This is a genomic window from Roseovarius sp., assembly GCF_048262375.1.
Classification (GTDB): domain Bacteria; phylum Pseudomonadota; class Alphaproteobacteria; order Rhodobacterales; family Rhodobacteraceae; genus Roseovarius.
In genome coordinates, this window is the sequence record NZ_JBLXFE010000003.1 from 31,338 (window position 1) to 57,676 (window position 26,339).

The 26,339-nt window shown below is 59.6% G+C and carries 28 protein-coding genes; 6 read left to right on the forward strand and 22 right to left on the reverse strand.

Annotated features, from left to right (window positions below):
• The first annotated feature begins 9 nt into the window (after nt 1-9).
• Nucleotides 10-774, forward strand: coding sequence for a peroxide stress protein YaaA (yaaA, locus tag ACN0SW_RS04365; RefSeq protein ID WP_417726689.1), 765 nt, complete (start codon nt 10-12; stop codon nt 772-774).
• Here the strand turns inward: yaaA and ACN0SW_RS04370 are convergent.
• The 5 genes from ACN0SW_RS04370 to ACN0SW_RS04390 form a co-directional block, all read right to left on the reverse strand.
• Nucleotides 759-2,921: a response regulator gene (locus tag ACN0SW_RS04370; protein WP_417726690.1), complete on the reverse strand. Its 2,163-nt coding sequence runs from the start codon at nt 2,919-2,921 to the stop codon at nt 759-761. The genes yaaA and ACN0SW_RS04370 overlap by 16 nt on opposite strands.
• Before the next feature lie 86 nt (nt 2,922-3,007).
• Nucleotides 3,008-4,183, reverse strand: coding sequence for an acetyl-CoA C-acyltransferase family protein (locus ACN0SW_RS04375; protein ID WP_417726691.1), 1,176 nt, complete (start codon nt 4,181-4,183; stop codon nt 3,008-3,010).
• A gap of 99 nt (nt 4,184-4,282) precedes the next feature.
• Entirely contained in the window at nt 4,283-5,002 is a 720-nt protein-coding gene (locus ACN0SW_RS04380) for a metallophosphoesterase (protein WP_417726692.1), read from the reverse strand.
• A 184-nt stretch (nt 5,003-5,186) separates the two neighbouring features.
• Nucleotides 5,187-6,782 carry a phosphoglycerate dehydrogenase gene (serA, locus tag ACN0SW_RS04385; RefSeq protein WP_417726693.1) on the reverse strand — a complete coding sequence of 532 codons (1,596 nt, stop codon included), beginning with the start codon at nt 6,780-6,782 and terminating at the stop codon, nt 5,187-5,189.
• 86 nt (nt 6,783-6,868) lie between these two features.
• On the reverse strand, nt 6,869-8,023 hold the full coding sequence (locus ACN0SW_RS04390; RefSeq protein ID WP_417726694.1) for a phosphoserine transaminase: 1,155 nt from the start codon (nt 8,021-8,023) through the stop codon (nt 6,869-6,871).
• A gap of 158 nt (nt 8,024-8,181) precedes the next feature.
• Between ACN0SW_RS04390 and serB the strand changes: the two genes are divergently transcribed.
• On the forward strand, nt 8,182-9,057 hold the full coding sequence (serB, locus tag ACN0SW_RS04395; protein WP_417726695.1) for a phosphoserine phosphatase SerB: 876 nt from the start codon (nt 8,182-8,184) through the stop codon (nt 9,055-9,057).
• A gap of 77 nt (nt 9,058-9,134) precedes the next feature.
• Here serB and ACN0SW_RS04400 read toward each other — a convergent pair whose 3' ends face one another.
• The gene (locus ACN0SW_RS04400; protein ID WP_417726696.1) at nt 9,135-9,386 is read right to left on the reverse strand and encodes an EF-hand domain-containing protein; all 252 of its coding nucleotides are present in this window, start codon (nt 9,384-9,386) and stop codon (nt 9,135-9,137) included.
• 278 nt (nt 9,387-9,664) lie between these two features.
• Nucleotides 9,665-10,660: an asparaginase gene (locus tag ACN0SW_RS04405; RefSeq protein ID WP_417726697.1), complete on the reverse strand. Its 996-nt coding sequence runs from the start codon at nt 10,658-10,660 to the stop codon at nt 9,665-9,667.
• Nucleotides 10,661-10,875: 215 nt separating this feature from the next.
• Here ACN0SW_RS04405 and ACN0SW_RS04410 point away from each other — a divergent pair, with 215 nt between their 5' ends.
• Nucleotides 10,876-11,379, forward strand: coding sequence for a hypothetical protein (locus ACN0SW_RS04410; protein WP_417726916.1), 504 nt, complete (start codon nt 10,876-10,878; stop codon nt 11,377-11,379).
• A gap of 93 nt (nt 11,380-11,472) precedes the next feature.
• Here the strand turns inward: ACN0SW_RS04410 and ACN0SW_RS04415 are convergent, their stop codons facing one another.
• The 14 genes from ACN0SW_RS04415 to ACN0SW_RS04480 form a co-directional block, all read right to left on the reverse strand.
• Nucleotides 11,473-11,769 (reverse strand): SCP2 sterol-binding domain-containing protein, encoded by a 297-nt coding sequence (locus tag ACN0SW_RS04415; protein WP_417726698.1) that lies wholly within the window; start codon nt 11,767-11,769, stop codon nt 11,473-11,475.
• Nucleotides 11,770-11,897: 128 nt separating this feature from the next.
• A complete protein-coding gene (locus ACN0SW_RS04420; RefSeq protein WP_417726699.1) occupies nt 11,898-12,341 on the reverse strand; it encodes a molybdenum cofactor biosynthesis protein MoaE in 444 nt (147 codons plus the stop codon).
• A 3-nt stretch (nt 12,342-12,344) separates the two neighbouring features.
• Complete coding sequence (gene moaD / locus ACN0SW_RS04425) at nt 12,345-12,593, reverse strand: molybdopterin converting factor subunit 1 (protein ID WP_417726700.1); 249 nt, start codon at nt 12,591-12,593, stop codon at nt 12,345-12,347.
• Nucleotides 12,590-13,255: a CDP-diacylglycerol--glycerol-3-phosphate 3-phosphatidyltransferase gene (gene pgsA, locus ACN0SW_RS04430; RefSeq protein ID WP_417726701.1), complete on the reverse strand. Its 666-nt coding sequence runs from the start codon at nt 13,253-13,255 to the stop codon at nt 12,590-12,592. Before pgsA ends, moaD begins: the two co-directional genes overlap by 4 nt.
• 48 nt (nt 13,256-13,303) lie before the next feature.
• Entirely contained in the window at nt 13,304-14,065 is a 762-nt protein-coding gene (locus ACN0SW_RS04435; protein WP_417726702.1) for an enoyl-CoA hydratase/isomerase family protein, read from the reverse strand.
• Entirely contained in the window at nt 14,062-15,366 is a 1,305-nt protein-coding gene (locus ACN0SW_RS04440) for a phenylacetate--CoA ligase family protein (RefSeq protein WP_417726703.1), read from the reverse strand. The genes ACN0SW_RS04435 and ACN0SW_RS04440 overlap by 4 nt, the downstream gene beginning before the upstream one ends.
• The gene (locus tag ACN0SW_RS04445) at nt 15,363-16,019 is read right to left on the reverse strand and encodes a TetR/AcrR family transcriptional regulator (RefSeq protein ID WP_417726704.1); all 657 of its coding nucleotides are present in this window, start codon (nt 16,017-16,019) and stop codon (nt 15,363-15,365) included. The genes ACN0SW_RS04440 and ACN0SW_RS04445 overlap by 4 nt, the downstream gene beginning before the upstream one ends.
• A gap of 75 nt (nt 16,020-16,094) precedes the next feature.
• A complete protein-coding gene (uvrC, locus tag ACN0SW_RS04450) occupies nt 16,095-17,963 on the reverse strand; it encodes an excinuclease ABC subunit UvrC (protein ID WP_417726705.1) in 1,869 nt (622 codons plus the stop codon).
• Between the two features lie 294 nt (nt 17,964-18,257).
• The gene (locus ACN0SW_RS04455; RefSeq protein WP_417726706.1) at nt 18,258-19,037 is read right to left on the reverse strand and encodes an SDR family oxidoreductase; all 780 of its coding nucleotides are present in this window, start codon (nt 19,035-19,037) and stop codon (nt 18,258-18,260) included.
• 13 nt (nt 19,038-19,050) lie between these two features.
• Nucleotides 19,051-20,016 (reverse strand): calcium/sodium antiporter, encoded by a 966-nt coding sequence (locus tag ACN0SW_RS04460; RefSeq protein ID WP_417726707.1) that lies wholly within the window; start codon nt 20,014-20,016, stop codon nt 19,051-19,053.
• Nucleotides 20,013-20,204: a hypothetical protein gene (locus ACN0SW_RS04465; protein WP_417726708.1), complete on the reverse strand. Its 192-nt coding sequence runs from the start codon at nt 20,202-20,204 to the stop codon at nt 20,013-20,015. Before ACN0SW_RS04465 ends, ACN0SW_RS04460 begins: the two co-directional genes overlap by 4 nt.
• Entirely contained in the window at nt 20,185-20,982 is a 798-nt protein-coding gene (locus tag ACN0SW_RS04470; protein WP_417726709.1) for a S49 family peptidase, read from the reverse strand. Before ACN0SW_RS04470 ends, ACN0SW_RS04465 begins: the two co-directional genes overlap by 20 nt.
• A 109-nt stretch (nt 20,983-21,091) precedes the next feature.
• A complete protein-coding gene (locus ACN0SW_RS04475) occupies nt 21,092-21,853 on the reverse strand; it encodes an ABC transporter permease (protein ID WP_417726710.1) in 762 nt (253 codons plus the stop codon).
• Nucleotides 21,850-22,779 carry an ATP-binding cassette domain-containing protein gene (locus ACN0SW_RS04480; protein ID WP_417726711.1) on the reverse strand — a complete coding sequence of 310 codons (930 nt, stop codon included), beginning with the start codon at nt 22,777-22,779 and terminating at the stop codon, nt 21,850-21,852. Before ACN0SW_RS04480 ends, ACN0SW_RS04475 begins: the two co-directional genes overlap by 4 nt.
• A 204-nt stretch (nt 22,780-22,983) precedes the next feature.
• Here ACN0SW_RS04480 and ACN0SW_RS04485 point away from each other — a divergent pair, with 204 nt between their 5' ends.
• Nucleotides 22,984-23,700 carry an SGNH/GDSL hydrolase family protein gene (locus tag ACN0SW_RS04485; protein WP_417726712.1) on the forward strand — a complete coding sequence of 239 codons (717 nt, stop codon included), beginning with the start codon at nt 22,984-22,986 and terminating at the stop codon, nt 23,698-23,700.
• A 100-nt stretch (nt 23,701-23,800) separates the two neighbouring features.
• Here ACN0SW_RS04485 and ACN0SW_RS04490 read toward each other — a convergent pair whose 3' ends face one another.
• Nucleotides 23,801-24,304 (reverse strand): CoxG family protein, encoded by a 504-nt coding sequence (locus ACN0SW_RS04490; protein WP_417726713.1) that lies wholly within the window; start codon nt 24,302-24,304, stop codon nt 23,801-23,803.
• Between the two features lie 147 nt (nt 24,305-24,451).
• On the opposite strand from ACN0SW_RS04490, the gene ACN0SW_RS04495 reads away from it, so the two are divergent.
• Nucleotides 24,452-25,537, forward strand: coding sequence for a CaiB/BaiF CoA transferase family protein (locus tag ACN0SW_RS04495; protein WP_417726917.1), 1,086 nt, complete (start codon nt 24,452-24,454; stop codon nt 25,535-25,537).
• A 51-nt stretch (nt 25,538-25,588) separates the two neighbouring features.
• Nucleotides 25,589-26,044 (forward strand): YaiI/YqxD family protein, encoded by a 456-nt coding sequence (locus ACN0SW_RS04500; RefSeq protein WP_417726714.1) that lies wholly within the window; start codon nt 25,589-25,591, stop codon nt 26,042-26,044.
• Nucleotides 26,045-26,339: the final 295 nt, after the last annotated feature.

Consider the following 26,339-nt stretch of genomic DNA (forward strand, 5'->3'; position numbering starts at 1 on the left):
GATCACGGAATGCTCGTCGTCGTCTCGCCCGCCAAGAAACTCGACATGACCCCCGTCGAGGGGATCACCGCCACCCGCCCCGCCTTTGCCAAAGAGGCCGTGGATCTGGCGCAAGTGGCACAGGGGCTGACTGTGGGCGATCTGCAAAACCTGATGCATATCAGCGAGAACCTTGCCCGCCTCAACGCTGACCGCTTTGCAGATTTCGGACGGATGGAGGAAAAACCCGCCGCCCTTGCCTTTGCCGGGGACACCTATCAGGGGCTCGAAGCCGGATCGCTCGATCCAGACGAAATGGCTTGGGCACAGGATCATTTCCGCATTCTGTCCGGGCTCTACGGTGTGCTGCGCCCGCTTGACGCGATTCAACCCTATCGCCTGGAAATGGGCAGCCGGCTGAAAACCGCGCGCGGCAAAACGCTCTATGATTATTGGGGCACACAGATTTCCGAGGCGCTGAACACTCAGGCCAAGACGCTTGGCAGCGACACGCTGATCAACTGTGCCAGTCAGGAATACTTCGGTGCGGTGGATCGCGCCGCGCTGCACCTGCGGGTGGTCACGCCCGTCTTCATGGAGGACAAGGCAGGCACCCCAAAGATCGTCAGCTTCTACGCCAAACGCGCGCGCGGGGCGATGGCGCGGTTCATCATCCAGCACCGCCTGACAGACCCGGACGCACTCCTTGATTTCGACAGCGGCGGCTATCGTCATGACGCCAGCCTGTCAAAGCCGGATCAGCCGGTATTCCTGCGCGATCATCCCACAGCCTGAACCAGATTGGCCGCCCCCTCTGGCGGACGCGCGCCCTGGGGACAGGCGGCGATGACATGGCGGTGAATGATCTCTTTGCGCAGCGGCTTGGTCATGTAGTGATCCAGCCCCGCCGCCAGAATGTCCGTATCGTCCCCGGTCATCGCATGCGCCGTCATCGCCACGATGGTTACATGCCGCCCGGTCTGCGCCTCCAGCGCGCGAATGGCGCGCGTCGCCGCCTTGCCATCCATTTCAGGCATGGAAATATCCATAAAGATCACGTCAGGAGCAAAAGAACCGTATCGCTCAACCGCCTCGCGACCGTTCTCGGCAAAGCACAGATCCACATCCAACCCCTTGACCATTTTTGAAAAAACAAGCCGGTTGGTCCTGTTGTCCTCAGCGGCGAGCACCCGCATGGCCCGCAACGGCACAGGCTCTGCGGGCACCAGGGCGGCCAGCGCACCAAACAGATCGCGCCGCGCCACCGGCTTTTGCAGCACCGCCTGCACATGCACGCGCGCCGGGTCTTGCTCGGCATAGCCGGTGTTATGGCTGAGCAAGAGAAAGGGCATGTCATGCCCCGCCTCGCGCAGCGCCTCGGCCAGTTCCAGCCCGTCCATCCCGGCCATGTTGTGATCGCTCACCACCAGATCAATGCCACGGCCTGCCTGCGCCAGCGCCTCATCCCCGCATTGGCAACGGATCACCTCGACCCCCAATTGCCCCAGTTGCCGCTCAAGAATGCTGTGGCTCGCCTCTTGCGGCTCGACGATCAGCACCCGGCGCAGACCGGCCATGAGGCCCGGCAACTCTGCCTCGTCAGGCTCGGTCACCGGCAAGGACATCGAGAACCCGAATGTCGATCCCGTGCCCTGCTCGGACTCCACCCAGATTTTGCCCCCCATCATCCGGATCAGCTTTTGCGAGATAGCAAGGCCAAGCCCGGTGCCCTCGAACTTGCGATTGCGTTCATCATCGACCTGATTGAACTCGCCAAAGATGTGGTCGATCTTGTCCGGCGGAATACCGATCCCGGTATCCTCGACGGTAATATGAATATCGGCCGGGCCGCCGACCTCGGGGGTCATCCCCGTCACCCGCACCAAAACATGACCTGCCTCGGTGAATTTCACCGCATTGCCCAGAAGGTTGGTCATAATCTGCCGGATGCGCCCCGGATCACCAATGAACCGCGTGGGCAGGAACAGATCGTAATCCACCAACACCTCCAGCCCCTTGTCGCGGGCATTGACCTGCATCAGCGTGATCAACTCGTGAATACACCGTTCAAGATCGAACGGCTCAGCATGCAACACCAGCTTTTCAGCCTCGATCTTGGAATAATCCAGCACGTCATTGATGATCACCAACAGCGCCTCGCCAGAGTTCTTGATGGTTGCGGTAAAGAGCCGCTGCTCGTCGGTCAACTCGGTCTCCATCAACAGATCCGCCATGCCCACCACCCCGTTCATCGGCGTGCGGATTTCATGGCTCATATTGGCAAGAAACGACGATTTCGCCCGATTAGCCGCCTCGGCCCGGCGCCGCGCCTCCGTCAACTCTGCCTCGTAACGGATCGTATCCGTGATATTGAGCGCCAGACTGACCATGTCGCCCCCAGGTCCGCGCTGATCTATCAGCTTGATATAATGCCCGTTCCACAGCCGGATCACCTCTGGCTCCGGCAGCGCGCTCTGCCATCGGTCCAGCATCCGTTCGCGCCATTCATGCGGTTTGAGCGCATCAATATTGACGATCCCCTCCTCCGTGATGAATTGCAGGATCTCGATATAGCTCACGCCGGGTTTGACCGCGTCCAGCCCATCGAACACCGAGAGATACGCATGGTTGGCCGCGATCATCCGGCTATCGGCGTCAAAAAATGCAAACCCATCCTGAATCGTTTCGATCGAATGCCAGAGACGGCGTTCCGCGATTTCGACCTTCTGATAGGCGACAGTCAGATCGGATTTGACCCGCTGGTTCTCATTGCGGACCGTCAGCACCTCAGCCCGCGTTTCGTGAATCTCATGCGACAGGGCCAGCGCATGCTTGCCCAGTTTGCGATTGGCCGCCTGCAATTCGGCCTGTTTCTGCTCCAGCAGACGTTCGGCGGCAAGGCGCGCGCGCCGTTCTTCTGCCAGCTTGTTGGCAAGGCTCATGCCCATTCTCCGACATGCCGGATCGTGATCTCCTCACCATCCGGCATCGTCGTGAACAAGCGGTTAAAACCGCCGAGAATAAAGGATCAGAGCCGCTCTATCGCCAATGCGATCCCTTGCCCGCCCCCAATGCACATGGTGATGATCGCACGCTTGCCGCCAATGCGCTCCAACTCATAGAGCGCCTTGACGGTCAGGATCGCCCCCGTGGCCCCGACGGGATGACCCAAGGCAATGGCGCCACCATTGGGATTGACCCGCGCGGGATCCAGACCAAGCCTCTTGTTGACCGCCAACGCCTGCGCGGCAAAGGCTTCGTTGGATTCCACCATATCGAAATCCGCTGCGCTCAAACCGATCCGTTTCAGCAGCTTTTCCACCGCTGGCACCGGGCCGATGCCCATCACCTCGGGGCGCACACCAGCATGGGCATAGCCCAAAACACGCGCGCGGGGTTTGAGGCCAGCGGCCTCTGCCGCGTCGGCCCGCGCCAGCACCAGCGCCGCCGCACCATCGTTGATTCCACTGGCATTGCCCGCAGTTACACTGCCGTCCTTCTGGAACACCGGGCGCAACGCCCCCAGCGCCTCGGCGGTGGTGGCCTTGGGGTGCTCGTCGGTATCAAACGCAACCATGTCACGCTTCACACGCACCTCGACCGGAACGATCTGGGATGCAAACCGCCCCTCAGCGATCGCCACCCCGGCACGGCGCTGGCTTTCTAGCGCAAAGCCGTCCTGATCCGCGCGGCTGATCCCATGTTCTGCGGCAACATTTTCTGCGGTGACGCCCATATGCCCGGTGCCAAACGGACAATTCAGGGCCCCAAGCATCATGTCGCGCGTTTTTACATCGCCCATCTTGGCCCCCCAGCGTTGATCGGGGATGATAAAGGGAGAGCGGCTCATATTTTCCACCCCGCCAGCAAGGCCGAAATCGGCATCGCCCAGCATCAGCGATTGCACGACCGAGACAATTGCTTGGGCACCAGACCCACAGAGCCGGTTCACGTTCATCGCCGGTGTCGTATCGGGAATACCTGCGTCAATCGCCGCCACCCGGCTGACATACATGTCACGCGGTTCGGTGTTGATCACATGACCAAACACCACATGACCGATCTGTGACCCCTCCACCCCAGAGCGCGCCAGCGCCTCACGCGCCACGATAGCCCCAAGTGCGGTAGGCGGAGTGCCCGCCAGAGCCCCGCCAAAAGTGCCAATCGCCGTGCGGCAGCCGTCCAGAATCACGATGTCGGTCATGGGTATCCTCCCTCCGGGTTGCGTTGGGTCAGAGCCTAGCGGCAGGCGGGCGGTAATAGCAACGGGGATATGCCGTCATAGCGGACAATAGCGCCATGTTCACGGGCAAAGCGCGATACGCCCCGTCTCCGTCAAGAGCCAGCCGTCGCGCCCCTCAAACACCGCAGGCCACAGCGGGCGACCATAGGCAGCCCCGCCATCAAGGTCGATGCGATTGCCGAAATGGGTGGGCATTTCCAGCGCCGTGTGACCATGCACCACCAACCAAGGATGCGCACCCTCATGGTCCAGAAACCCGTCGCGGATCCACATCAAATCTGACGGCTCTTGGGCCGCCAGCGCGACGCCAGGGCGAATGCCCGCATGGACAAAGAGCAGCGCCTCAACCTCTTGCCAGAGCGGCAAACCCGCCAGCCAATCACGATGCGACCGCAGCACCATATGGCGCGCGGCGTCCCAATTCGGGGCCCGTTCCGTCGCCGTCAATCCGTAAGAGGCCAACGTCGCAGCCCCCCCCAGCCGGTGATGCAACCAACTTAGACCGGAACGGATGTGATCAGACCGGATCACACCAGTATCAAGGAAATCGACAAACATCTGGTCGTGGTTGCCGCGCAGCACGGTCCAGGGCCGGCCCGCAGCCTGCCCTTGCATCAACCGCTCGATCACCGCGCGGCTGTTTGGCCCCCGATCAACCAGATCGCCCAGAAATACGATGCGCGCCTCTGGCCCGCCGTCGCGCGCAACAAGGTCGAGCGCGGCATCAAGCAAGGCATCCTGCCCGTGAATATCGGGAATGGCGTAAATCGGATCTGTCATGCGCCCGTTGAACCCCTGCCTGCGGCGGATGTCCAGCGATTCCCGCGCGCGGCAGGACAGAGGAGGGATTGCACCGCCAAGCTTTGCTCTGGAACAAGACGTCCAGACATGCAACCGCCGCCCGGCAAACGCGGGGCGGCGGATAAGAGAACGGAAACGGCGTGTCACCCCGCCTGTGCTGCGCTCAGACTCCGTCGAACTTCAGCTCGCGGATCTGCTGGAATTTACCAGTGTTGTGCAACGCCTTGATCGCAGCCTCAGGAACAGGCGCATCGACATAGAGCAGGGCAATCGCTTCACCACCTGCATCGGCACGGCCAAGGGTAAAGTTAGCGATGTTGACGCCGTGATCCCCCATGGTCTGACCAAGCGTGCCAATGATGCCCGGCACGTCCTCGTTGGTGGTATAAAGCATATGACGACCGATTTCAGCGTCGATATTGATGCCCTTGATCTGGATAAAGCGCGGTTTGCCATCCGAGAACACCGTCCCCCCGATCGAGCGCTCGCGCTTGTCGGTGACCACGGTGATCTTGACATACCCTTCAAATGCGCCGGATTTGTCCTGCTTGGTGGTGCTGATCTTGACCCCGCGCTCTTTGGCCACCACAGGGGCCGAAACCATGTTGACCTCGGGGTTAACCGATTTCATGATCCCCGCCACGGCGGCAGAGGTCAGCGCGCCAAGGTTCATCTCCGACACCACACCATCATAGAGGATGTTGATCGCCTTGATCGGCTCATCGGTCATCTGCCCGATGAAATTGCCCAAATGATCCGAGAGCTTGATCCACGGCCCCATCACCTTGGCTTCTTCCGCCGTCACCGACGGCATGTTGAGCGCATTGGTCACCGCCCCCGTGAGCAGATAGTCAGACATCTGTTCGGCCACTTGCAAGGCAACGTTTTCCTGTGCCTCGGTGGTAGCGGCCCCCAGATGCGGCGTGCAAACCACATTGGGCAAACCAAAGAGCGGGTTTTCCACCGCCGGTTCCTCGGCAAACACGTCAAATCCCGCACCCGCGACATGGCCGGATTTCAAGAGGTCCGCCAGCGCCTGCTCATCCACCAGACCGCCACGCGCACAGTTGATGATCCGCACGCCCTTCTTGGTCTTTTCGAGGTTCTCGCGGCTCAGGATGTTGCGGGTCTGATCGGTCAGCGGCACATGCAGGGTGATGAAATCGGCGCGTTTGAGCAGGTCGTCAAGATCGACCTTTTCCACCCCCATCTTGTCCGCCTTTTCCTGACCGAGGAAGGGATCATAGGCGATCACCTTCATCTTGAGGCCCCGTGCACGGTCGCAGACGATACCACCGATATTGCCCGCACCGATAACACCAAGGGTCTTACCCGTGAGCTCCACCCCCATGAAACCGGATTTCTCCCATTTGCCCGCATGGGTCGAGGCGCTGGCCTCGGGGATTTGCCGCGCCACGGCGAACATCATCGCGATAGCATGCTCTGCGGTGGTGATCATATTGCCAAAGGGCGTGTTCATCACGATCACGCCTTTTTTGCTGGCCGCTTCCTTGTCGATATTGTCGGTGCCGATACCGGCGCGCGCGATCACCTTGAGCTTGTGCGCATTGGCTAGGATTTTCTCCGTGACCTTGGTCGCGGACCGGATGGCAAGGCCATCATACTCACCGATCACCTCGGCAAGCTTGTCCTTGTCCTTTCCCAGTTCGGGGCGGAAATCCACCTCGATGCCACGATCGCGAAAGATCTGGACAGCAGTTTCAGAGAGTTTGTCGGATACGAGAACCTTGGGGGCCATGGTCGGGCTCCTTAAATGTAAACCTTGAGGGAGGGACCCGGACTCTTGCAAAGAGTCCGGATCGATTTCTTTTCAAGAAATCGGAATCACGCCGATACGGTCAGGGCCGCGATCTCGGACTCAAACGCCCATTTGATCCACGGCATCAGAGCCGCCACATCGGCGCTCTCGACCGTGCCACCGCACCAGATCCGCAAACCGGCGGGGGCATCGCGATAGGCACCGATATCATAGGCGACCCCTGCGGTTTCCAGCCGCTTGGCAACGGATTTGGCAAACGCTGCACCATCGGTGATCCGGGCATCCTCGAACGTGAGACACACCGAGGTATTCGATCGGATCGCCGGATCAGCCGCCAGAAACGCCAGCCAATCGTTCTGCGCCACGAACGCCTCAACGGCCGCCAGATTGGCATTGGCGCGCGCCTGCAGGCCGGTCAGACCACCCACCGATGCGGCCCAGTCGAGCGCGACGAGATAATCTTCAACCGCCAGCATCGAGGGCGTATTGATAGTCTCGCCCACGAAAATCCCGTCAATCAGCTTGCCCCCCTTGGTCAGGCGGAAAATCTTGGGCAGGGGCCATGCAGGGGTATAGCTTTCCAACCGCTCCACCGCGCGGGGGCTGAGGATCAGCATGCCATGCGCCGCCTCGCCACCCAGCACCTTTTGCCAGCTGAACGTCGTCACATCGAGCTTGTCCCACGGCAAATCCTGCGCAAAGGCCGCGCTTGTCGCATCACAGATCGTCAGGCCCGCGCGGTCCGCCTTGATCCAGTCGCCATTGGGTACCCGCACCCCAGAGGTGGTGCCGTTCCATGTAAAGACAACATCCTTGTCGGTATCGACGCCCGCCAGATCAACAATCTGACCATAATCAGCAGTTTTCACCACCGCGTCGAGCTTGAGTTGCTTGACCACATCCGTGACCCAGCCTGCGCCAAAGCTCTCCCATGACAGCATCTCGACCGGGCGCGCGCCCAGCAGATTCCACATCGCCATTTCCACGGCACCTGTGTCCGAGGCAGGAACAATGCCGATCTTGTAATCGGCAGGCACGCCCAGAATGGCACGGGTGTTCTCGATGGCGGCCTTCAGCTTGGCCTTGCCCACAGCGGCACGGTGGCTGCGGCCCAAAGGCGCATCAGACAGTTTATCGAGCGTGAATGTGGGAATCTTGGCACAAGGGCCAGACGAAAAACGCGGATTTTCCGGCCGCGTTGCCGGTGCTTCAATAGCCATATAGCTACCCTCTCAGATAAGCGCCCCTCGTTGGGGAGGGGTGTCCCACCTCCGCAATTACGGCCAAGCGGGGTCTTTCGCAAGTGCAGAAATGACGCTAGAACGCCGCTTGAATGAGAAATTGCGACATCGCGCGCCTACAATCGGAAACCTGACCCATGTTCACCGTCACCTTGATCGCAGTGCCCGGTGCGCTGCACCCCGCCTTGGTCGAGGCCCTGCGCAACGCCTGGGGCGGCGGGGCGGCACAATGGCTGTCCCCCGACGAGGCGGCAGAGTTCGAGATGCCCGAAGTGCCCGGCAATCGTTGGGACGTCTGGGCAGACCTGCAAGAACAGCGCGTCGATCTGGTGGTGCAGCCCACTAAGGAACGGCGCAAAAGAATGCTGCTCGCGGATATGGACAGCACCATGATCCAGCAGGAATGCATTGACGAACTGGCCGAGGTCGCGGGCGTGGGCGCGCATGTCCGCGCGATCACAGCCCGGGCGATGAATGGCGAACTGGATTTTGAGGGCGCCTTGATCGAACGGGTGGCGTTGCTCCGGGATCTGCCCGAAACCGTGATCGGCGAGGTTCTGGCAAGCCGCATCAGCTATATGCCGGGCGGAACCGCCTTGGTGGCGACGATGCAGGCCAACGGGGCCTATTGCGCGCTCGTGTCGGGCGGGTTCACGGCCTTTACTGCATCGGTTGCAGGGCATCTGGGGTTTGACGAACACCGCGCCAACAAGCTTCTGGCCCAAAACGGCCGCTTGCTGGGCGATGTAGCCCGCCCCATTCTGGGGCGTGCAGCCAAGGTGCAGGCGCTCGAAGAGATCAGCGCACGGCTCGGGATAACCGAGGCCGAGGTGATCGCCGTGGGCGATGGCGCCAATGATCTCGGCATGCTGGGGCGCGCGGGCGCGGGCGTGGCGCTGCATGCCAAGCCAAGCGTTGCCGCCGAATGCGATATCCGTATCAATCACGGCGATCTGACAGCACTGCTCTATCTTCAGGGCTACGCCAAGGATGAGTTTGCCGCAACAGCCTGAACAGACCAACAGACGTCATCCCGGGGCAGGTGATGGCCCACCCCGGAACGGGAAGAGGAGGGGCGCTTAGGCTCCGATCACCCTTCCTTTGCGGGCAAGACGCCCGCGTCCTGCGCGGCGGCCACCTCTTCATCGGTCAGCGCACCATCGGCATTGGCATCAGCCGCGGTAAAGATTTCCGCTGTCGCCTCAGGCATCGCCTGCTGGAACTCGGACATGGTCACGTAACCATCGCCATCCGCATCCATTGCCGAAAACTCCCCGGCCCGCGCCACAGCGGGCAGGCTCATGGCAATTGCAAGGCTGGCTGCAAAGAATTCCTTGGTCATTTGGGTCTTCCTTCTCTCATGTTCAGGGGCACGGGTGTGCCGCTGTGAGAGAAACATGAGACCTCTCTGCCGCAATGTAATGGGCCCACATGAAATCCCGTCAAAAAGCGCGAAAACCAGCCAGAGTCGGGGGGCGGGATGCGCGGACCTACGCCGCCCGCAGAGGCCGGGCGAGAGGCCGCGCATGCACGGCGACAGTTTGGGCGGTGCAGCGCCGACAGGGCCAGCAATCGCGCATAGGTGGAACTCCGCCGATCCGCGAAACCGCCCCCGCCGGATCAGACGAGAGCGGCAGCGGGCCGGATCATACCGATCTCGATCCCGCGCCGGTTCAGAATTGGCGCGTTCATGAATTTGCGCGTGGCCGGGTGATCCGCATCCAGCACGCCCAGCTTGACCAAGAGCGCCGCAATCGCACATTCCGCCCCGCGCGTGCCGCCATCCGTGATCTTGAGCGCGATACCCATCTTGCGGGTCGGCAGAATGGCGATAAAGAACGCCTCGGCCCCGGTCTTGAGCGCCACAGGTTCCTTGCAGGCACGCATCAGCTCGGTACAGGCGCGCCCCTCGCCCGCCACCAGATCGGGATGCGCGATCATTGCCTGCCAGAGCCGCACAGCAGCGCGCTCAGACACATCGCCGCCCTCCGATGCCCCGGCGAACCACGCCATCGCCCGCGCCATCCCATGCAGGCTCGAGGCATGATTGGGGGCCGAACACCCGTCGATCCCGAAAAACGGCGATGTCTCATTGGTCACTGTTTCAAACGCCTCCAGCACCGCCTTTTGAACCGGATGCTGAGGGTCGATATACTCGGCGCTCCCCTTCAGGTGCCGGTTCAGCGTCAGAAATCCCGCATGCTTTCCCGAACAGTTGTTGTGCACCTGACAGGGCGATGTGTCCGAACACAGCAGCGCCTTATGCGCCACCTTGTCATCCGGGTCTTGCGGCCCACATCGAAAATCGTCATCCGTCAGCCCCAGATCGGCAAGCCAGCGATTGACGCGGGTGGTGTGGATCGCCGCGCCATTATGCGAGGCGCAGGCCAGCGCCAGTTGCTCTGTCGTCAGGCCATGCGCATCCGCCGCACCGCTGGTGACCAGCGGCAGGGCCTGAATCATCTTCGAGGAACTGCGCGGCAAGATGATCGTGGACGGATCCCCCCAAGCCTGAACAATGCCGCCGCCCGCGTCGCAAATCACCGCATGTCCTAGATGTACGCTCTCAGCCAAGGGGCCGCGCCAGATTTCAGTCAGGGGAATAGCATGGGTCATTGGTTTGCTCCGGCAGATCGGGGTTACAAGCGGGATGTGCGAAAATCCGCCAATTGCGTCTTTCACTTCTCGCGTGTTTGAGGCTAATATTGCAATGTCGAGATAGGACTGGTCGCATATAAAAATATTCCCGTAAAGGGTGGCTGGCGACCGATAAATTTGAGGCTCAGGACAGCTTGGAGGCTGGACACATGGTATCACGAATTGCAGGCAGCATGGCCATCGCACTGGCTATGCTGGTCACACCCGCAGCTCACGCGCAGAGCACGAGCACCAATCAGGTGGCAACAAGCACAGCCTGGAGCGTGTTTGAGGACAGCGATCCGCGCGAATGCTGGGCCGTATCCGCCCCCACAGAGTCGGTCAACACCAAGGACGGGCGTGTGGTCGCCGTGCGGCGCGGCGACATACTGTTGATGACATTCTTTCGCCCCGGCGCGGGCGTGCAGGGACAGATCACCTTTACCGGCGGCTATCCCTTTGCTGGCGGGTCTACCGTCAACCTCAACATAGGCGGCACCCAGTTCGAGCTTTTCACCGAGGGCGAATGGGCGTGGCCTGCCAGCACCGAGGATGACGCCAAGGTTCTCGAAGCCATGAAGCGGGGCGCTGACGCAGTGCTGTCCGCCCGGTCCGGGCGTGGCACGGTGACCAAGGATACATTCTCGCTCTTGGGGTATACCGCTGCGGTGGAAGAGGCCGAAAAGCGCTGCAAGTAAGTCTGCTCTGGACTTTGCATCAAGGATCAAAGCGGCGGGCCGGATCGGCACTGCCGCTTTTGACGTCACAAGGCCCCGGCGCCCTGACGGGTCTTAGACATTCTCCGTCAGGATCGCGCTGACCTTGAGCGCACGTTGCACGTTGCCCTCGACCTTCAGCTTGCCCGACATATAGGCCATGATCGGGTTCTGCTCGCCCGACAGGATATTGCGAAACACCGCGTCGCTGGCGCTCAGCACCACATCCGCCGCCTCGTCCCCGGCGCGGGCCCCATCTTCGCTCAACATGACGCTGCCATGGTCGGTGATCATCAGCTTGGCCAGCCCCCTGATCCGCCCGCGCGCCTTGGGGGTGAGGGTGGCGACATATTCGTCAAGTATCAGGCTCATCTGCCGCTCTCACTTGGGTGGTCTTGCGGGCCTGATCATCTCTGGAATTTCGCCTTGCGCAAGGGAAACCGCGCATCAGGCGGGATGCGTACACAAACCGCGTACACATTGGACGCTTTGTACACAATTCACCACCGCGTCAGCGCGTCCTCATCCTCATCACGCGCCGCGACCCAATCGGTGCCTGCGTCCGTGACTTCCTTCTTCCAGAAAGGTGCGCGCGATTTTAGAAAATCCATTAGAAATTCAGCAGCTTGGAATGCATCCGCGCGGTGACGCGCGGCGGTGGCGACCATCATGATCACCTCATCTGGACGCAGCGCACCGTAGCGGTGAATAATCAGAATATCCCCGAGATTCCAACGGCTTGCCGCCTCTTCGGCAATCGTTTCAAGCGCCTTTTGCGTCATTCCGGGATAATGCTCGATTTCCATCGAGGTCAGGCGCGTCCCGTCGAGATCGCGCACGATGCCGGTGAACGTGACGACCGCCCCCATACCGGCCTGTTTACCAACAAAGGCATTGGCCTCTGCGCCGAGGTCAAACGCGGCCTCCTGCACCCGGATATCCATGGGTTAACCCCCTGTCATCGGCGGGAAAAATGCCACTTCACGCGCACCAGAGAGCGACGCGTCAAAATCGCTCAATTCCTGATCCACGGCCACGCGCAGGGCACTCAGATCGGCGAAAGCCGCCTCATAGCGCTCCTCGCGCGCCCGCAATTGGTTAACCAGATCCATGACCGTGTCAGGCGCGATGTCGATCCGCTCTTTCGGCAGACCAATCCGCTCTCGCACCCAAGCAAAATATAGCACATCCATCATCCATCATCCTTTAGATAAGGGATTGATTTGTTTAGATAATCAAACCCTGTCACAAGGGTCAGCGCCGCTGCGAGCCACAACAGCCAGATGCCCACATGCCCAGCCCAGACCATGCCAGCGTATTTCCACGCCAACCCGTGAACATCATCCTCACGCCCCTCAAGAATGGACAAAACCAGTTGGTTATCCATACCAAATACCGACATTCCAAAGTAGTGTTCAAACACCCCTTGGGCAAATAATACTGCAATTGCAATCATTTGCGCCGTGGTTTTCCATTTGGCCAGTTGCGTCACCTTCAACGTGCCGGCGGTGTCCCCCAAAAATTCTCGCAATCCAGACACAAAAACTTCGCGAAAGAGAATCACCGTCGCTGGCAGCACCAGCCAAGGCGACATGCTCGAATAACCGACAATCACCATAAGCGCGATCACCACCATCGCCTTGTCGGCAATTGGGTCCAGCATCGTGCCCAACTTGCTCACCTGCTTCCAACTGCGCGCCAGATAGCCATCGAACCAATCGGTAATTGCCGCGCTGACGAATAAAACCAAGGCGAACCAGTCGGCGTATGGTCTTGTAAAATATAGGAACATCACCGCAACTGCCGGGGCGGCCAGCAGGCGGAGCGTGGTCAGTATATTGGGCAAGGTCCACGTCATGGCATAGTTCTACCCTGTCAAAGAGCGAAGGGAAAGCGCCGTTGATGCCTAGAAATCCTTTAGCCTTCGGGTGGTTTCAGGGTCCATGAATCCCGCGATCGTGGCCTCGGTTTCCAAATCCATGGCGCGGCGCAGATCGGTTAACGCGGTGGCGTTCAAAACCCGCTTCATCGCCCGCACCGAGAGCGGCGGCAGATCGGCGAGACGGCGCGCCGTACTCCGTGCCGTGCCCATAAGCTCTGGATCGGAAACGGTTTTCCATGCCACCCCCATCGCCTGCAATTGCGTCGCATCATAGCGCTCGCCCAGAAACAGCATTTCGCGCGCCGTGTTAAGCCCCACCAAGACCGGCAACAGGCTGCTGACCCCTCCGGTAACAAAGAGGTTAAGCGACACTTCAGGAAAGAATCCGCGTGCCGATTCGCCCCAAATCGGGAAATCGCAATTGATCGCCCACTCGAACCCCCCTCCTACAGCCCAGCCATTGATCGCGCCGACCACAGGTTTATGATTTAAAACAATGGCATAGGTTGAACGCTGGATCGCCAGAACCAGATCTCGGGCCTCTTCTTCGCAGGTCGGATGCACATGCTCGCGCCGATCATCCCCCGCACAAAACGCCTTGCCTGCCCCGGTAAAAATGATCGCACGGGTCTTTTGATCGGCATTTGCATCTTCAAAAGCGCGCGCCACATCATCAATCAGGCCACGGTTCATCGCGTTCAGACGATCGGGACGATTAAGGGTGATACAGCGCACACCGTCTTCGACGATCTCACTCAGGACGGTTTCATATTTGAAATCAGTCATTTATATTCCCTCGCCACACGTTTCGTCTTGCCCTCGGTCAGGGGGAACGTGCCATGCGGCACCACCTTGACCCGCGCTGTTGCGCCCAGTTTGGCCTTGATCGCGGCTGCAACCGTCTCGGCCAATCCCTCCGAAGCAGCGCGCCCCTTGGCCAGTTCCACCGTCACCGGCAGCGCGTCATAGGGCGGCGGGCTGTCCAGCGTGATCCGGTAATCCCCTGACAAGGCGGCAAACTCATTAATCACCGCAGCAACCATAGTGGGAAAAAGATTGAGGCCGCGCACCACAACCATATCATCCGACCGCCCCACCACCCGGAACCGAAACCCGGTGCGCCCGCAGGAACATGGCGCGGTGTCATCCACGGCAATGATATCTCCGCTGCGAAACCGCACCAGCGGCTGACAGTCGCGCAGCAGATGCGTCAGCACCAACTCGCCTGTCTGCCCCGCCTCCAGCGGCACCGGCACACCGGTTTCAGGGTCGATCAACTCGGGATAGAGCACATCGGCAGCCATGTAATGCAGCCGCGTATCGTCTTCACATTGCGCCGCAAAATTGCAGAATACGTCAGAGACTCCGTAATTGGCGTTGCGCGGCTCCATCCCCCAAATATCCTTGAGTCGCGCACGAAAGGCCGGGTCATCCAAACCTGCCTCGCCCCCAAAGAGCCCCAGACGCAGCCCCAGATCGCGAGGTTTCAGCCCCGGAAACTTCTGGGCAATCACCCGCTCCAGCACCGCCGGATAAGAGGGCGTGCAGGAAATCGCAGTGATCCCCACCTCCTGAATCGTGCGCACGAGCAGTTCGGTGGACCCTACGCCAAACGGCACCACCAAGGCGCCCGTGGCCTGCAAGGTCATGTGATCGGTCAAGCCACCCATCCACATCTGATAGTTAAGACAATGCACAACGGTATCCTCGGGCGTGAGGCCTGCAGCAGTTTGGCAGCGCCCACCAACCGCCTCTGTCACCGCGCAATCACGAGCAGAGAGCGCCAGATTCATCGCCTGCCCGGTGGTGCCCGAGGTGCGGTGCAGGCGCACGGCGTCACGCCGGGATGCGGCCATGTAATTGCCAAACGGCGGGTGGTCCGCCTGCGAAATCCGCAACTGCGCCTTGTCGGACAAGGGCAATTCTGCCAGATCGCGCAGATCGGCCGGAGGCATGCCCCCCTGCCACAGTTCGCGGTAGAAAGCCGAGTGTCGCGCGACATGATCACTCTGCACCGCCCAAGCGGCGGCTTGATGCGCGCGCAGGCGTTCGGGCTTGGCAAATTCGGCTTGGTCAAGCAGGCTCATGGCTGCAATCCTCGTTCCCAAATGGCTGTAAGTGTGGCGATCACCGACCCGCGATCGGCAGAGACATCAACCAGCCCCGGCTCACCCGAGAGATAGAGACTGGAAAAATACTGATCTGTCATGCCGCCCAACGCATAGGCGCGGCGGGTCAACTCGGCATCACTGAGCGTATCACACCCGTCCCGCGCCAACCTGCGGCGGGTGGCGGCAACCACGGTTTCGATCCACTCTCGGTTGAGTCGGTGAAACGCCGCACGTGCTGCCGGAAAGGCGTCGAGATGGTGAATGAGACATTTCATCAGTCCGCGATTGGCCTCGAAGAGACGGGCATAGGCCTCGGTCGCGGGACGCATGCTGCGCTCAGGGCTGGACCGACTGGCACGGATCATGCCTGCCTGAAGAAAGGCCGCGAACCCTTGCAACAGATCGTCAAGAAGATGCGTCTGGTCCGGAAAATAGAGATAAAAGGTTCCATTCGCGACGCCTGCGTCCTTGCAGATGGCCGCGATGGTCAGATCCTGAAGCGCGGCGCGTTCCAACAGGGTGCAGGCCGCAATGCGGAGCGCCTGCGCGGTGCGGACGCCCTTGGCCTCCCCCTCGACCTGCACGGCGAGAAACTGTGGATAGCTGGCTTGATCGAGGTGCGTAGGCATTGGCGACTCAAAATGAAACTGACTTCATATTCATATTTTTGAGAACTCTGTCAACCCTGTGCGCCCCGGGCCCGCCTAACCGCGTTCGTGGAAGAAATCGTAGAGTTTCTGCGCCATAGCATCCGACACCCCCTCGACTGCGCGCAAATCCGCGAGATTGGCGCGGCTCACCGCCTTGGCGCTGCCGAAATGCGCCAAGAGCGCACGTTTGCGCGCGGCCCCAATTCCCGGCACCTCATCCAGCGGCGTGGCCCCCACCGCCTTGGCGCGTTTGGCGCGATGCGTGCCAATGGCAAACCGATGTGCCTCGTCGCGCAGACGCTGCACGAAATAGAGCACCGGATCGTTATGGCGCAGCGCCATGGGGCGCTTGCCGACACGGTGGAACTCCTCCTTCCCGTGGTCGCGGTCCACACCCTTGGCCACGCCAACCATCGGGAGATCCTCGACCCCCATCTCGCGCATGATACCGGCGACGGCGCTTACCTGCCCCGCGCCGCCGTCGATCAACAAGAGGTCTGGCCATTGCCCGGCACTGCGGTCAGGGTCTTCCTTCAAGAGGCGTTTGAACCGGCGGGTCAGGACCTCTTTCATCATGCCGAAATCATCGCCCGGGGTTAGGTCCTCACCCCGGATATTGAACTTGCGATACTGGTTTTTCATCATGCCCTCGGGCCCCGCGACGATCATCGCGCCGACGGCATCGGTTCCCTGAATATGGCTGTTGTCATAAACCTCAATCCGTTGCGGCGGCCCCGGCAGATCAAACGCCTCCGCCAGGCCACGCAGCAATTTTCCCTGCGTGGCGGTCTCGGCCATCTTGCGTGCCAGACTCTCACGGGCATTGCGCATCGCGGCGTCGATCAGTTCCGCCTTCTCTCCGCGCAGGGGTACGCTCAGTGTCACCTTGCGCCCCAGCTTGTCGCTCAGCGCCTGCTGCATCAGATCGCTATTTTCGATCGGATGCGACAAGAGCAGGCTGCGGGGTGGATCTTTGCTATCATAGAACTGACCGATAAAGGCCTCCAGCGCCTCGGCCTCTTCGACATCCACCCCGACACGGGGATAGAAATCCTGATTGCCCCAATTCTGCCCGCCACGGATAAAGAACACTTGCACACAGGCCTGCCCGTTCTCCAAATGCAGCGCAATCACATCCGCCTCGTCCACGGTACGGGGGTTTATGCCTTGGGCGGTCTGCACCTGCGTCATGGCCTTGATCCTGTCGCGCAGGGCTGCGGCGCGCTCGAATTCCATCGCCTCTGATGCTTCGGCCATTTGCGCCGCCAGCTTCTCCTGAATCTCGGTCGAGCGACCCGAGAGATAGCGCTCGGCATCGCTGACCTGTGTCGCATACTCGGCACGGCTGATCTTGCCCACGCAGGGCGCGGTGCAGCGCTTGATCTGGTGTTGCAGGCAGGGGCGTGTTCGGCTCTCAAACATGGCATCGGTGCAATTGCGGAGCTGAAACACCCGCTGCAACTGCGCCAGAGTCCGGTTGACGGCGCCCGCACTGGCAAAAGGGCCGTAATAGGCGCCTTTCTCGCGCTTGGCACCCCGGTGTTTCTTGATCATCGGGAAATCATGCCCGGTCACGAGGATGTTCGGAAAGCTCTTGTCGTCGCGCAACAACACATTGTAGCGCGGCTTGAGTTGCTTGATGAGGTTCTGCTCCAGCAAAAGCGCCTCTGTCTCGGTCGCGGTGGTCAGAAACATCATCGAGGCAGTTTCCGAGATCATCCGCGCAATGCGTCCCGTATGCCCGGTAGGACGTGCATAGCTCGACACGCGCGCACGAAGATTTCGCGCCTTGCCCACATAGAGAACCCGCGCCTGCGCATCCAGCATACGGTAGACGCCCGGCGATGTGTCCAGCGTGCGCAGGTAGTCACGAATGACCTCATGTCCGGTTTTCGGAGTGAAGTTGGGATCGCTGTCCGTCATCGTACCTCAGATATGATTCCCAACGAGTGCTGCAATGATACGACCCCAAGAGCAAGAGGGAAGCTGTCCACGATTCCTGTGGATAAGTCTGAAGATAAGTTTCCGGGAACTGGAATTTTTCCTTGAATCAGGCGGGCTTCGTCGGATTGCCTATATTTTAGGCAATTTCTCAAGTTATTGATTATAGTGATAAAAAATATGCGGCCACTGCAAAATATTGAAAACACTAACGATTTTGTAACACTTACGTAACGGCAAGACGGCCAGTGCAAAACTTTGCGGCGAGGGCGCGTGCTATTCCAAACCCAAGACATCGGGGGTCTGCCAGCCGAGGTGCTGGCCGCCATCCACACAGAGCAACTGCCCCGTCACACCGGGGGCATTGAGAAAGTACCCAAGCGCCGCAGTGATGTCCTGAGAATTGGCGCCGCGTTGCAGAACCGTGGCCTTGCGTTGGTTCTGGAAATGGCTGTCGCTCTGACGATGACCCTGTAGCGTGGGGCCCGGCCCGATAGCATTGACGCGCACGCGTGGAGCAAGAGCCTGCGCGGCTGTTTGGGTAAACGCCCACAGGCCCATCTTGGCAATTGTATAGGTCATAAATTCTGGCGTCAGTTTGCGCACACGCTGGTCAATCATGTTGATGACCAGTCCCTGCGCGACAGGCTCGCCATTTTCGTCCAATATAGGCGCAGGCACTTGCCGCGCAATTTCTTGCGTCAGAACGAAAGGCGCGCGCAGATTGCTTTCTATATGCCGATCCCAGCTCTGGCGTGTAGCGCTCTCGATACTGTCATAGTCGAAAATCGAAGCGTTGTTGATCAGCGTTGTCAGAGGGCCATCAAGCGCCTCTGCGGCCTTGGCCACAAGTGGCGTCACCTGCGCCTCATCCAGAAGATCAGCCTTAAGCATCACAACATTCCGACCCATGGCACGGATTTCCGCAGCCACCGCTTCGGCCTCGTCACCGGAAGACGCAAAATGCAAGGCAATATCGTGACCTTGGCGCGCCAGCTCCAGCGCCATTGCGCGACCCAACCGCCTGCCTGCTCCCGTAACCAAAGCCCGTGTCATGCTGTTTCTCCAATCATATCAGGATGATCGAGACATAACCCACATAGGTCGCCGTCAAGGCGATACCCCAGAAACGGTTGATGTCAAACTTGAAGAAGACGAAGGGAACAATCAGCACGGATGCACCCAGCATTACCCAGAGGTCAAATTGCAGGAATTGCGGATCAACCGGGATGTTTCCGACCAATGCGGCTACACCAATTATTCCCAACAGATTGAACATGTTGGAGCCGATCACGTTGCCGAGTGCCACATCCGCCTGTTTGCGCAGGGCTGCCATCACGGTGGTCGCCAACTCGGGCAGCGAAGTGCCAACCGCAACCAGCGTCAGCCCGATCACCGCCTCGCTCACCCCGTAGCGCTCGGCAATGATTGAGGCGTTATCAACAAGAATATCAGCGCCAAGCGGCAGACCAACCAGACCGAGAACGAGAAAGGTAATGATCTGCCACCACGGCATAGACGGATCGGCCCCTTCCAGATCCTCTATGTCGTCGCTTGCTGACATCGAAGCGTTTCCGGCGTCCCGCCGATGCGCCAGTGTATCGCGAAACGCATCCGCCAGCATAAGCACCAGTGCAATCAACAAGACCAGCCCTGCAATCCAGTCAAACGTACCGCGAAAGGCGAGCAGGATAAAAAGCAAAGAGGCTGCCAGCATCTGAATATAGGACTTGGAACAGCGGCAACCGCTGGTATGCAGGACCGATAGAATGGCCGGGATACCCAATACCAACAGGATATTTGCGGTATTCGAGCCCACAACATTGCCAAGCGCCAATCCCGGCTTGTTATCGAGCACCGCATTCACCGAGATCAGCAATTCAGGTGCGGAGGTACCAAAGGCCACCACCGTAAGGCTAACGATCAGCGCCGGAATGCCCATCCGCAAGCTAAGGTTCACGGCACCTTTGACCAGAGCATCCCCGGCCAGCAACAGGATCAAAAGCCCAAGCGCCGACAAGAGCCAAGGCATCATTTCAACTTACCCTTTTCGCAAGAACAGGGGCCCTTACCGATACGGTAGCGACCGCATTTACGGCATTTAGCCTGACTGAGGCGGTTTTGACCCGGAAAGCGCAGGCGCCCGAACATGGCCAAAACGCCCATGGCCACCAGAAAGAGTATGACAATCTTGACTACCAAATCAGAGACCAAACCGGGCAAAGCACGCCCGCTCCTCGACCGATGACAGAGCATCCTGAGCGATTATTGCGCCAAAGCGCTGAAAGAGCCCGCGTTTGCGGCCATATTTGGCAAAGCGAACCTTGTCGCCGTAAATATCCTTGAGCTTTGGCACAAGGTGGCCGATGCCATCCGCAAGGCCCAACTCCACGCTGCGCCCCCCCAGCCAAAACTCACCCGTAAAGAGATCGGGATCATCCATGAGTTTGCTCCCTCGCCGGGATTTCACATGCACGATAAAGGCGTCATGGATTTGCTCCAAAATCCCCTTGAGGCGGGTCACATCCTCGGGCTTTTCAGGCATGAACGGATCAAGCGTGCTCTTGGATTTGCCAGCCGTGTAAATGCGCCGCTCAATCCCCTGCCGGATCAGGAACTCATTCGCGCCAAAGCCCGCAGAAATTACTCCGATGGACCCCAGAACCGACGAGGCATCAACCCAGATATCATCCGCCGCCACAGCCAGCCAATAGCCGCCCGAGGCCGCCACATCCTCGACAAAGGCATGCACCGGAATGCCCTTGTCATCTGCCAATCGCCGGATGCGGGCGGCAATGAGCGAGGATTGCACAGGCGATCCCCCGGGGGAGTTGATCACGAGCGCAACCGCCACTGGTTTGCCGCGCGTGAATGCCTTTTCTATCACCGGCCCAATGGCCTCATCGCTCAGGGGCGCACGCGCCCCGGATCCGATCATGCCCGCAAGACGAATGACCGCAACAGTTGGCTTACGTTTCAAGAATGGGATCAGTTGTCTCATGCAGCCCGATGTAGAGTGCGCAGCCAAGACAAACAAGGCAGGCTAGGCATCTGATCGCCCTGCCTTCGGCATTTCCCGTCGTCTCGCGTGAAAAAATCACGCAACACGCTCAGGATTTGATCCGGTATCCAGTCTTGAAGATCAGCCAGACCGCCGCGAGGCACAGGCCAAAGAACACCCCCACCGCCAGCAAGCTATAGCCGATACCTACATCCGCCACCCCAAAGAAGGCCCAGCGAAAGCCTGAGATGAGATAGACCACCGGATTGAAGAGCGTAACCACCTGCCACGCTTGCGGCAGCATTGAGACCGAATAGAACGCCCCCCCGAGGAAGACCAAAGGTGTGATCACCAAAAGCGGGATGAGTTGTAGTTGCTGAAAGTTCTCAGCCCAAATCCCGATGATGAATCCGAAAAGAGCAAAAGAAACGGAGATCAACAACAAAAACACCACCATGATCACCGGATGCTGAATATCGAGATCGACAAAGATGCTGGCGGTGATCAGGATCACCACCCCGATCATCAACGCTTTGGTTGCCGCCGCCCCGACATAACCCAGAACGATTTCGAAGAAATTCACCGGGGCGGAAAGCAGTTCGAATATCGTGCCGATGAACTTTGGAAAATAGATACCGAAAGAGGCATTGGAAATCGCCTGCGTCATCACGCTGAGCATGATAAGACCGGGGACGATGAAAGCGGCATAGCTCACGCCCTCAACCTCTTGGATACGGCCGCCAATTGCCGCACCAAAGACCACGAAATAGAGCGTGGTCGAAATCACCGGCGACAGCAAGCTCTCCAGAATGGTCCGGAAAAATCGTTTCATCTCGTATATATAGATGGCTCTGATTGCTTGGAGGTTCATGCCGCACCCTCTCTTACAAGGTCCACAAAAATTTCTTCGAGACTGCTCTGACGTGTTTCGATGTCCCGCACCGAGAGCCCCTCAGCGGAAAGCGCCTGCAAGAGCCGTGTGATGCCTGTACCCTCGGCCCGCGTCTGGTAATGGTAGATGAGTGACTGTCCACCCTCGGCGCGCTCCAACTCATATTTTCCAAGGCTCGCAGGCACTGCGTCGATGGGAACCACAAGGTCGATACGCAGTGATTTGCGGCCCATCCGACGCATCAGCGCAGCCTTGTCTTCGATCAACAGGACCTCTCCTTTATTGATCACTGCGATGCGGTCAGCCATCGCCTCGGCTTCTTCCAAATAATGCGTCGTGAGAATAATGGTGACGCCGCTTTCCTTGAGGGCGCGCACCACCTCCCACATATCGCGGCGCAACTCGACATCGACTCCCGCCGTCGGCTCGTCGAGGAACAGAACGCGCGGCTCATGACAGAGCGCTTTGGCGATCAGAACCCGGCGTTTCATGCCCCCGGACAGCTCGCGAATGCGGTTGCCGCGCTTATCCCACAGTGAGAGTTGTCGAAGAATCCGCTCGATCAGCGCCTCGTTGCGCGGCTTCCCAAAGAGGCCACGCGAGAAACGCACCGTGTTGATTACCTTTTCAAACGGTTCCAGCGCGATCTCTTGTGGCACAAGGCCGATCATTGCCCGCGCCGCGCGATATCCGGTGAGGATATCATGCCCGCCAACTGTGGCATAGCCACTCGTGGGTGTCGTGATGCCGCAGAGTGTGGAAATCAACGTAGTCTTGCCCGCTCCATTGGGGCCGAGCAGTGCCAAAATCTCACCCTCTTCGATGCTGAGAGAGACATTGTCGAGTGCGGTGAAACCACCTTTGTAAGTCTTGGTCAGACCGTCAACTGTGACGATAGCCGCCATATCAATCCCCTTGTTGCTGAGCCAAACCTAAGCCTCCCGCATCAGAGCGCAATACGCATCGCAGCATAGGCATCTGTGCACTAATGCGCGGCGTCGCCATTCAGAAAACAGTCTGTTTTTGTGAGTTTGTTCATAGTTTCACTACATGCTGTTAGAGTAAATGTCAGCTATGGTGGCAAGCCTGAGGAACGCAAGGACGACAGGATGCTAAGATTCATTTTCAGCCTGAGCCTGTTGGTTTGCGCGTTGGCGATGGGGCCGACCGATGCGCGCGCAGAGCCAAAAATATTGGTTATGGGCGATTCGCTTTTGGCAATGCACAAGTTGGCGGGGCGGTCTGTATCGGCATCGGTCGAGCGGGAATTGGGGGTGCGGGTTACGGATATGTCTGTGGCTGGGGCGCGATTTCTGTACCGCTTGCCAATCACTGGCGCACTTGGCCTCAACATCACCAAGCAGTACAGACAGGATAATTGGGACTGGGCGGTACTGAATGGCGGCGGCAACGATCTCTGGTTTGGCTGTGGCTGCATGCAGTGCGAACGCAAATTGGATCGTTTAATCTCCAGCGACGGGCGGCGCGGCGTGATCCCCGGGTTTGTATCACGGCTGCGTCAAAGCGGAGCACAGGTGATTTATGTGGGCTATCTCCGCACACCCGGCGTCACCTCGCCTGTAGAACATTGCACCGATGAAGGCGCTGAAATGGATCGTCGCGTGGCGCTCTTGGCGAGGCTGGACCGTGGCGTGCATTTCTTGCCGCTGGCTGATATGGTACCAAATGGTGACCGTTCCTATCATGCCATTGACCTGATCCATCCATCGTTCAAGGCCAGCCGCAAGATCGGTCAACGTATTGCACGGCTAATTGCAGAAAACGACCGCAGTGCAGTGTCTCGCAACCTGTTAGTGACGAAGTGATCGAAAATACAGCATTTCTATGGTGCATAGAAACGCTGCATAGGTTCGCATTGACACACTTTCAGGCCCAGAAAACCTCATTGGCCCCAACGAGATTGCTTTAGCTGATCAAGCGTTTGAGCCAGCCCTTTTTCTCTGCCTCAGGCTCTGGATCATCTTCGGATGGCCCTTCCAGCACCTCTTCCAGTCGGGCAAAGAACTGATCTGCCATCTTCTTGGCGAAACCATCCACCAGCCTGCTGCCCAGTTGCGCTAGCTTACCGCCGACACTGGCCTCAACCTCGTAGCTAAGCCGCGTGCCTGTCTCGCTATCCTCAAGCCGCACATTTGCTCCACCCTTGGCATAGCCTGCGGCCCCCCCCTTACCTTCGCCTGTCAGGGTGAGGCTCTGCATTTCGACGATGTTTGACACCCTGACCATACCCTTGAAGGTAGCCTTCACCGGCCCGACTTTTTGCACGACGGTAGCCTCAAAGCCGTCTTCGGGAGTGCCGGTCACCTCTTGCGCGCCCGGAACGCACTCCTTTAGCACCTCTGGGCTAAGCAGAGCCGCCCAGACCGTTGCCCGATCCGCCTTGATGTCGCGCGAGTCACTCATCTGCATCTGTTCGTCCCCTCCCGTTTTGTGTTCGGCACAGCCTAGCGCAGCGCTCAGTTCCCGCCAAGAGACCAGAAGGTCGGACCTGTTGGAGTTGTCTGGCCTTCGAGCCGCGCCGCGCATACCCTGCGCCAAAAGGAAAGAGAGGTGAGGATGCTTTCAGGGCTGCGCGTGGTTGAATTCGAAGGGCTTGGGCCGGCGCCTTTTGCTGCGATGATGCTGGCTGAAATGGGGGTCGAGGTGATCGTCATTCACCGTCACGGCCCGGGCAATCCAGTCGCAGGAGAACACAATCTACTGGATCGAGGGAAACGGTCGATCCTGCTTGATCTCAAGAACTCGGCCGATCTGGCAACCGCCCGCGCGCTTGTCGCGCGCGCAGATGGCTTGATTGAAGGGTTTCGCCCCGGTGTTATGGAACGGCTGGGCCTTGGCCCCGAGGCGATGCACGCCGCCAATCCACGCCTTGTCTATGGGCGCATGACTGGCTGGGGACAAGACGGGCCACGCGCGCAGGAGGCGGGCCATGATCTCAACTATATCGCCACCTCTGGGGCGCTCTGGTATGCTGGTGTGCCGGGCACCGTACCACAAACCCCGGCGACACTCGTGGGTGACGTGGGGGGTGGTGCGCTCTATCTGGTGGCAGGGATGCTGGCGGGGTTGATCCGCGCCACGCGTACCGGGCAGGGGACGGTGGTCGATGCGGCAATTGTCGATGGCTCGGCGCATATGATGGCGCTCCTGATGTCGATGATGCCCACCGGCAATCTCAGCATGACGCGCGGTCAGAGCCTCTTGGACGGAGCACATTGGAGCCGCATCTATGGCTGCGCCTGTGGGGGGTGGCTGTCGGTTCAATGCCTTGAGCCACAGTTTTACGCGGAATTCCTGTCACGCCTGAACCTCTCCGACGATCCGCGGTTTACCGCGCAGCACGACCGCGCGCTCTGGCCTGATCAGGCAGGCGCACTGGCGGCGCTCTTTGCCGCAAAACCGCTGGCGCATTGGGCAGAACTCTTTGCCGGGTCAGAGGCCTGTGTCGCGCCGGTGCTGCGCCCAGATCAGGCGGCCCTCGATCCGCACATGGCAGCGCGCGGCATTTGGCACCGGGACGGGGACTGCCTTAGCCCCGCACCTGCCCCGCGTTTCGACGGTCAGCACCGCAACGTCGCGCCGCCACCCTCACGCGGTCAGCACAGCGCAGAAATTCGCGCATGGCTCGACAATCCGGCGTAGCCTACGCATTTATGCGCAACACATGCCGCTCAACAGACAAAGGACCGCCCCATGCCCATTTACGTCGATGCCGATGCCTGCCCGGTCAAGGACGAGGTTGAGCGGGTGGGCACGCGCCATGGGCTGCGGATGTTCGTGGTCTCGAACGGCGGTCTGCGCCCCTCGCGCAATTCGCTGGTCGAGACGGTGATCGTGCCCGATGGCCCCGACGTGGCGGATATGTGGATCGCCGAGCGCGCGGGGCCGGGGGATGTGGTGATCACCGGGGATATCCCGCTGGCCGCGAAATGCGTCGAGGCGGGGGCGCAGGTGCTCAAACACAATGGCGAGGCGCTGACCCGCGCCAATATCGGCAATGTGCTGGCCACGCGCGATCTCATGGCCGATCTGCGCGCCGCCGATCCGTTCCGTCAGGGCGGCGGCAAGGGCTTTACCAAGGCCGACCGCTCGCGGTTTCTCGACGCTCTGGAACGCGCGGTGCGTGCGGCCAAACAAGCGGACGGATGAAGGGGTGCAGGCCGGGCCGAAGCGACCGTTTGTCTTTTGATGGACGCTGGCTTGCCTTGGGCAAGCTAGGTTTGAACCGAGCCGACGAACAATGATTTATGATGAGTGTTTACGCTCCCCCTACCTTAACTGGAAAAGCTGGTTCATCTTCTTTGTTTCATCGGCCATCACCTTCGCCTTGAGGAAGTACGTCAAGACTGCATTCGCAATTGTGTCCGGCTGTTTTGGCATGATGCTTGCTGTTTCTCGGGCATATTTGTTCTACGAACTAAACTGTGTAGAACTCATCGGTTTG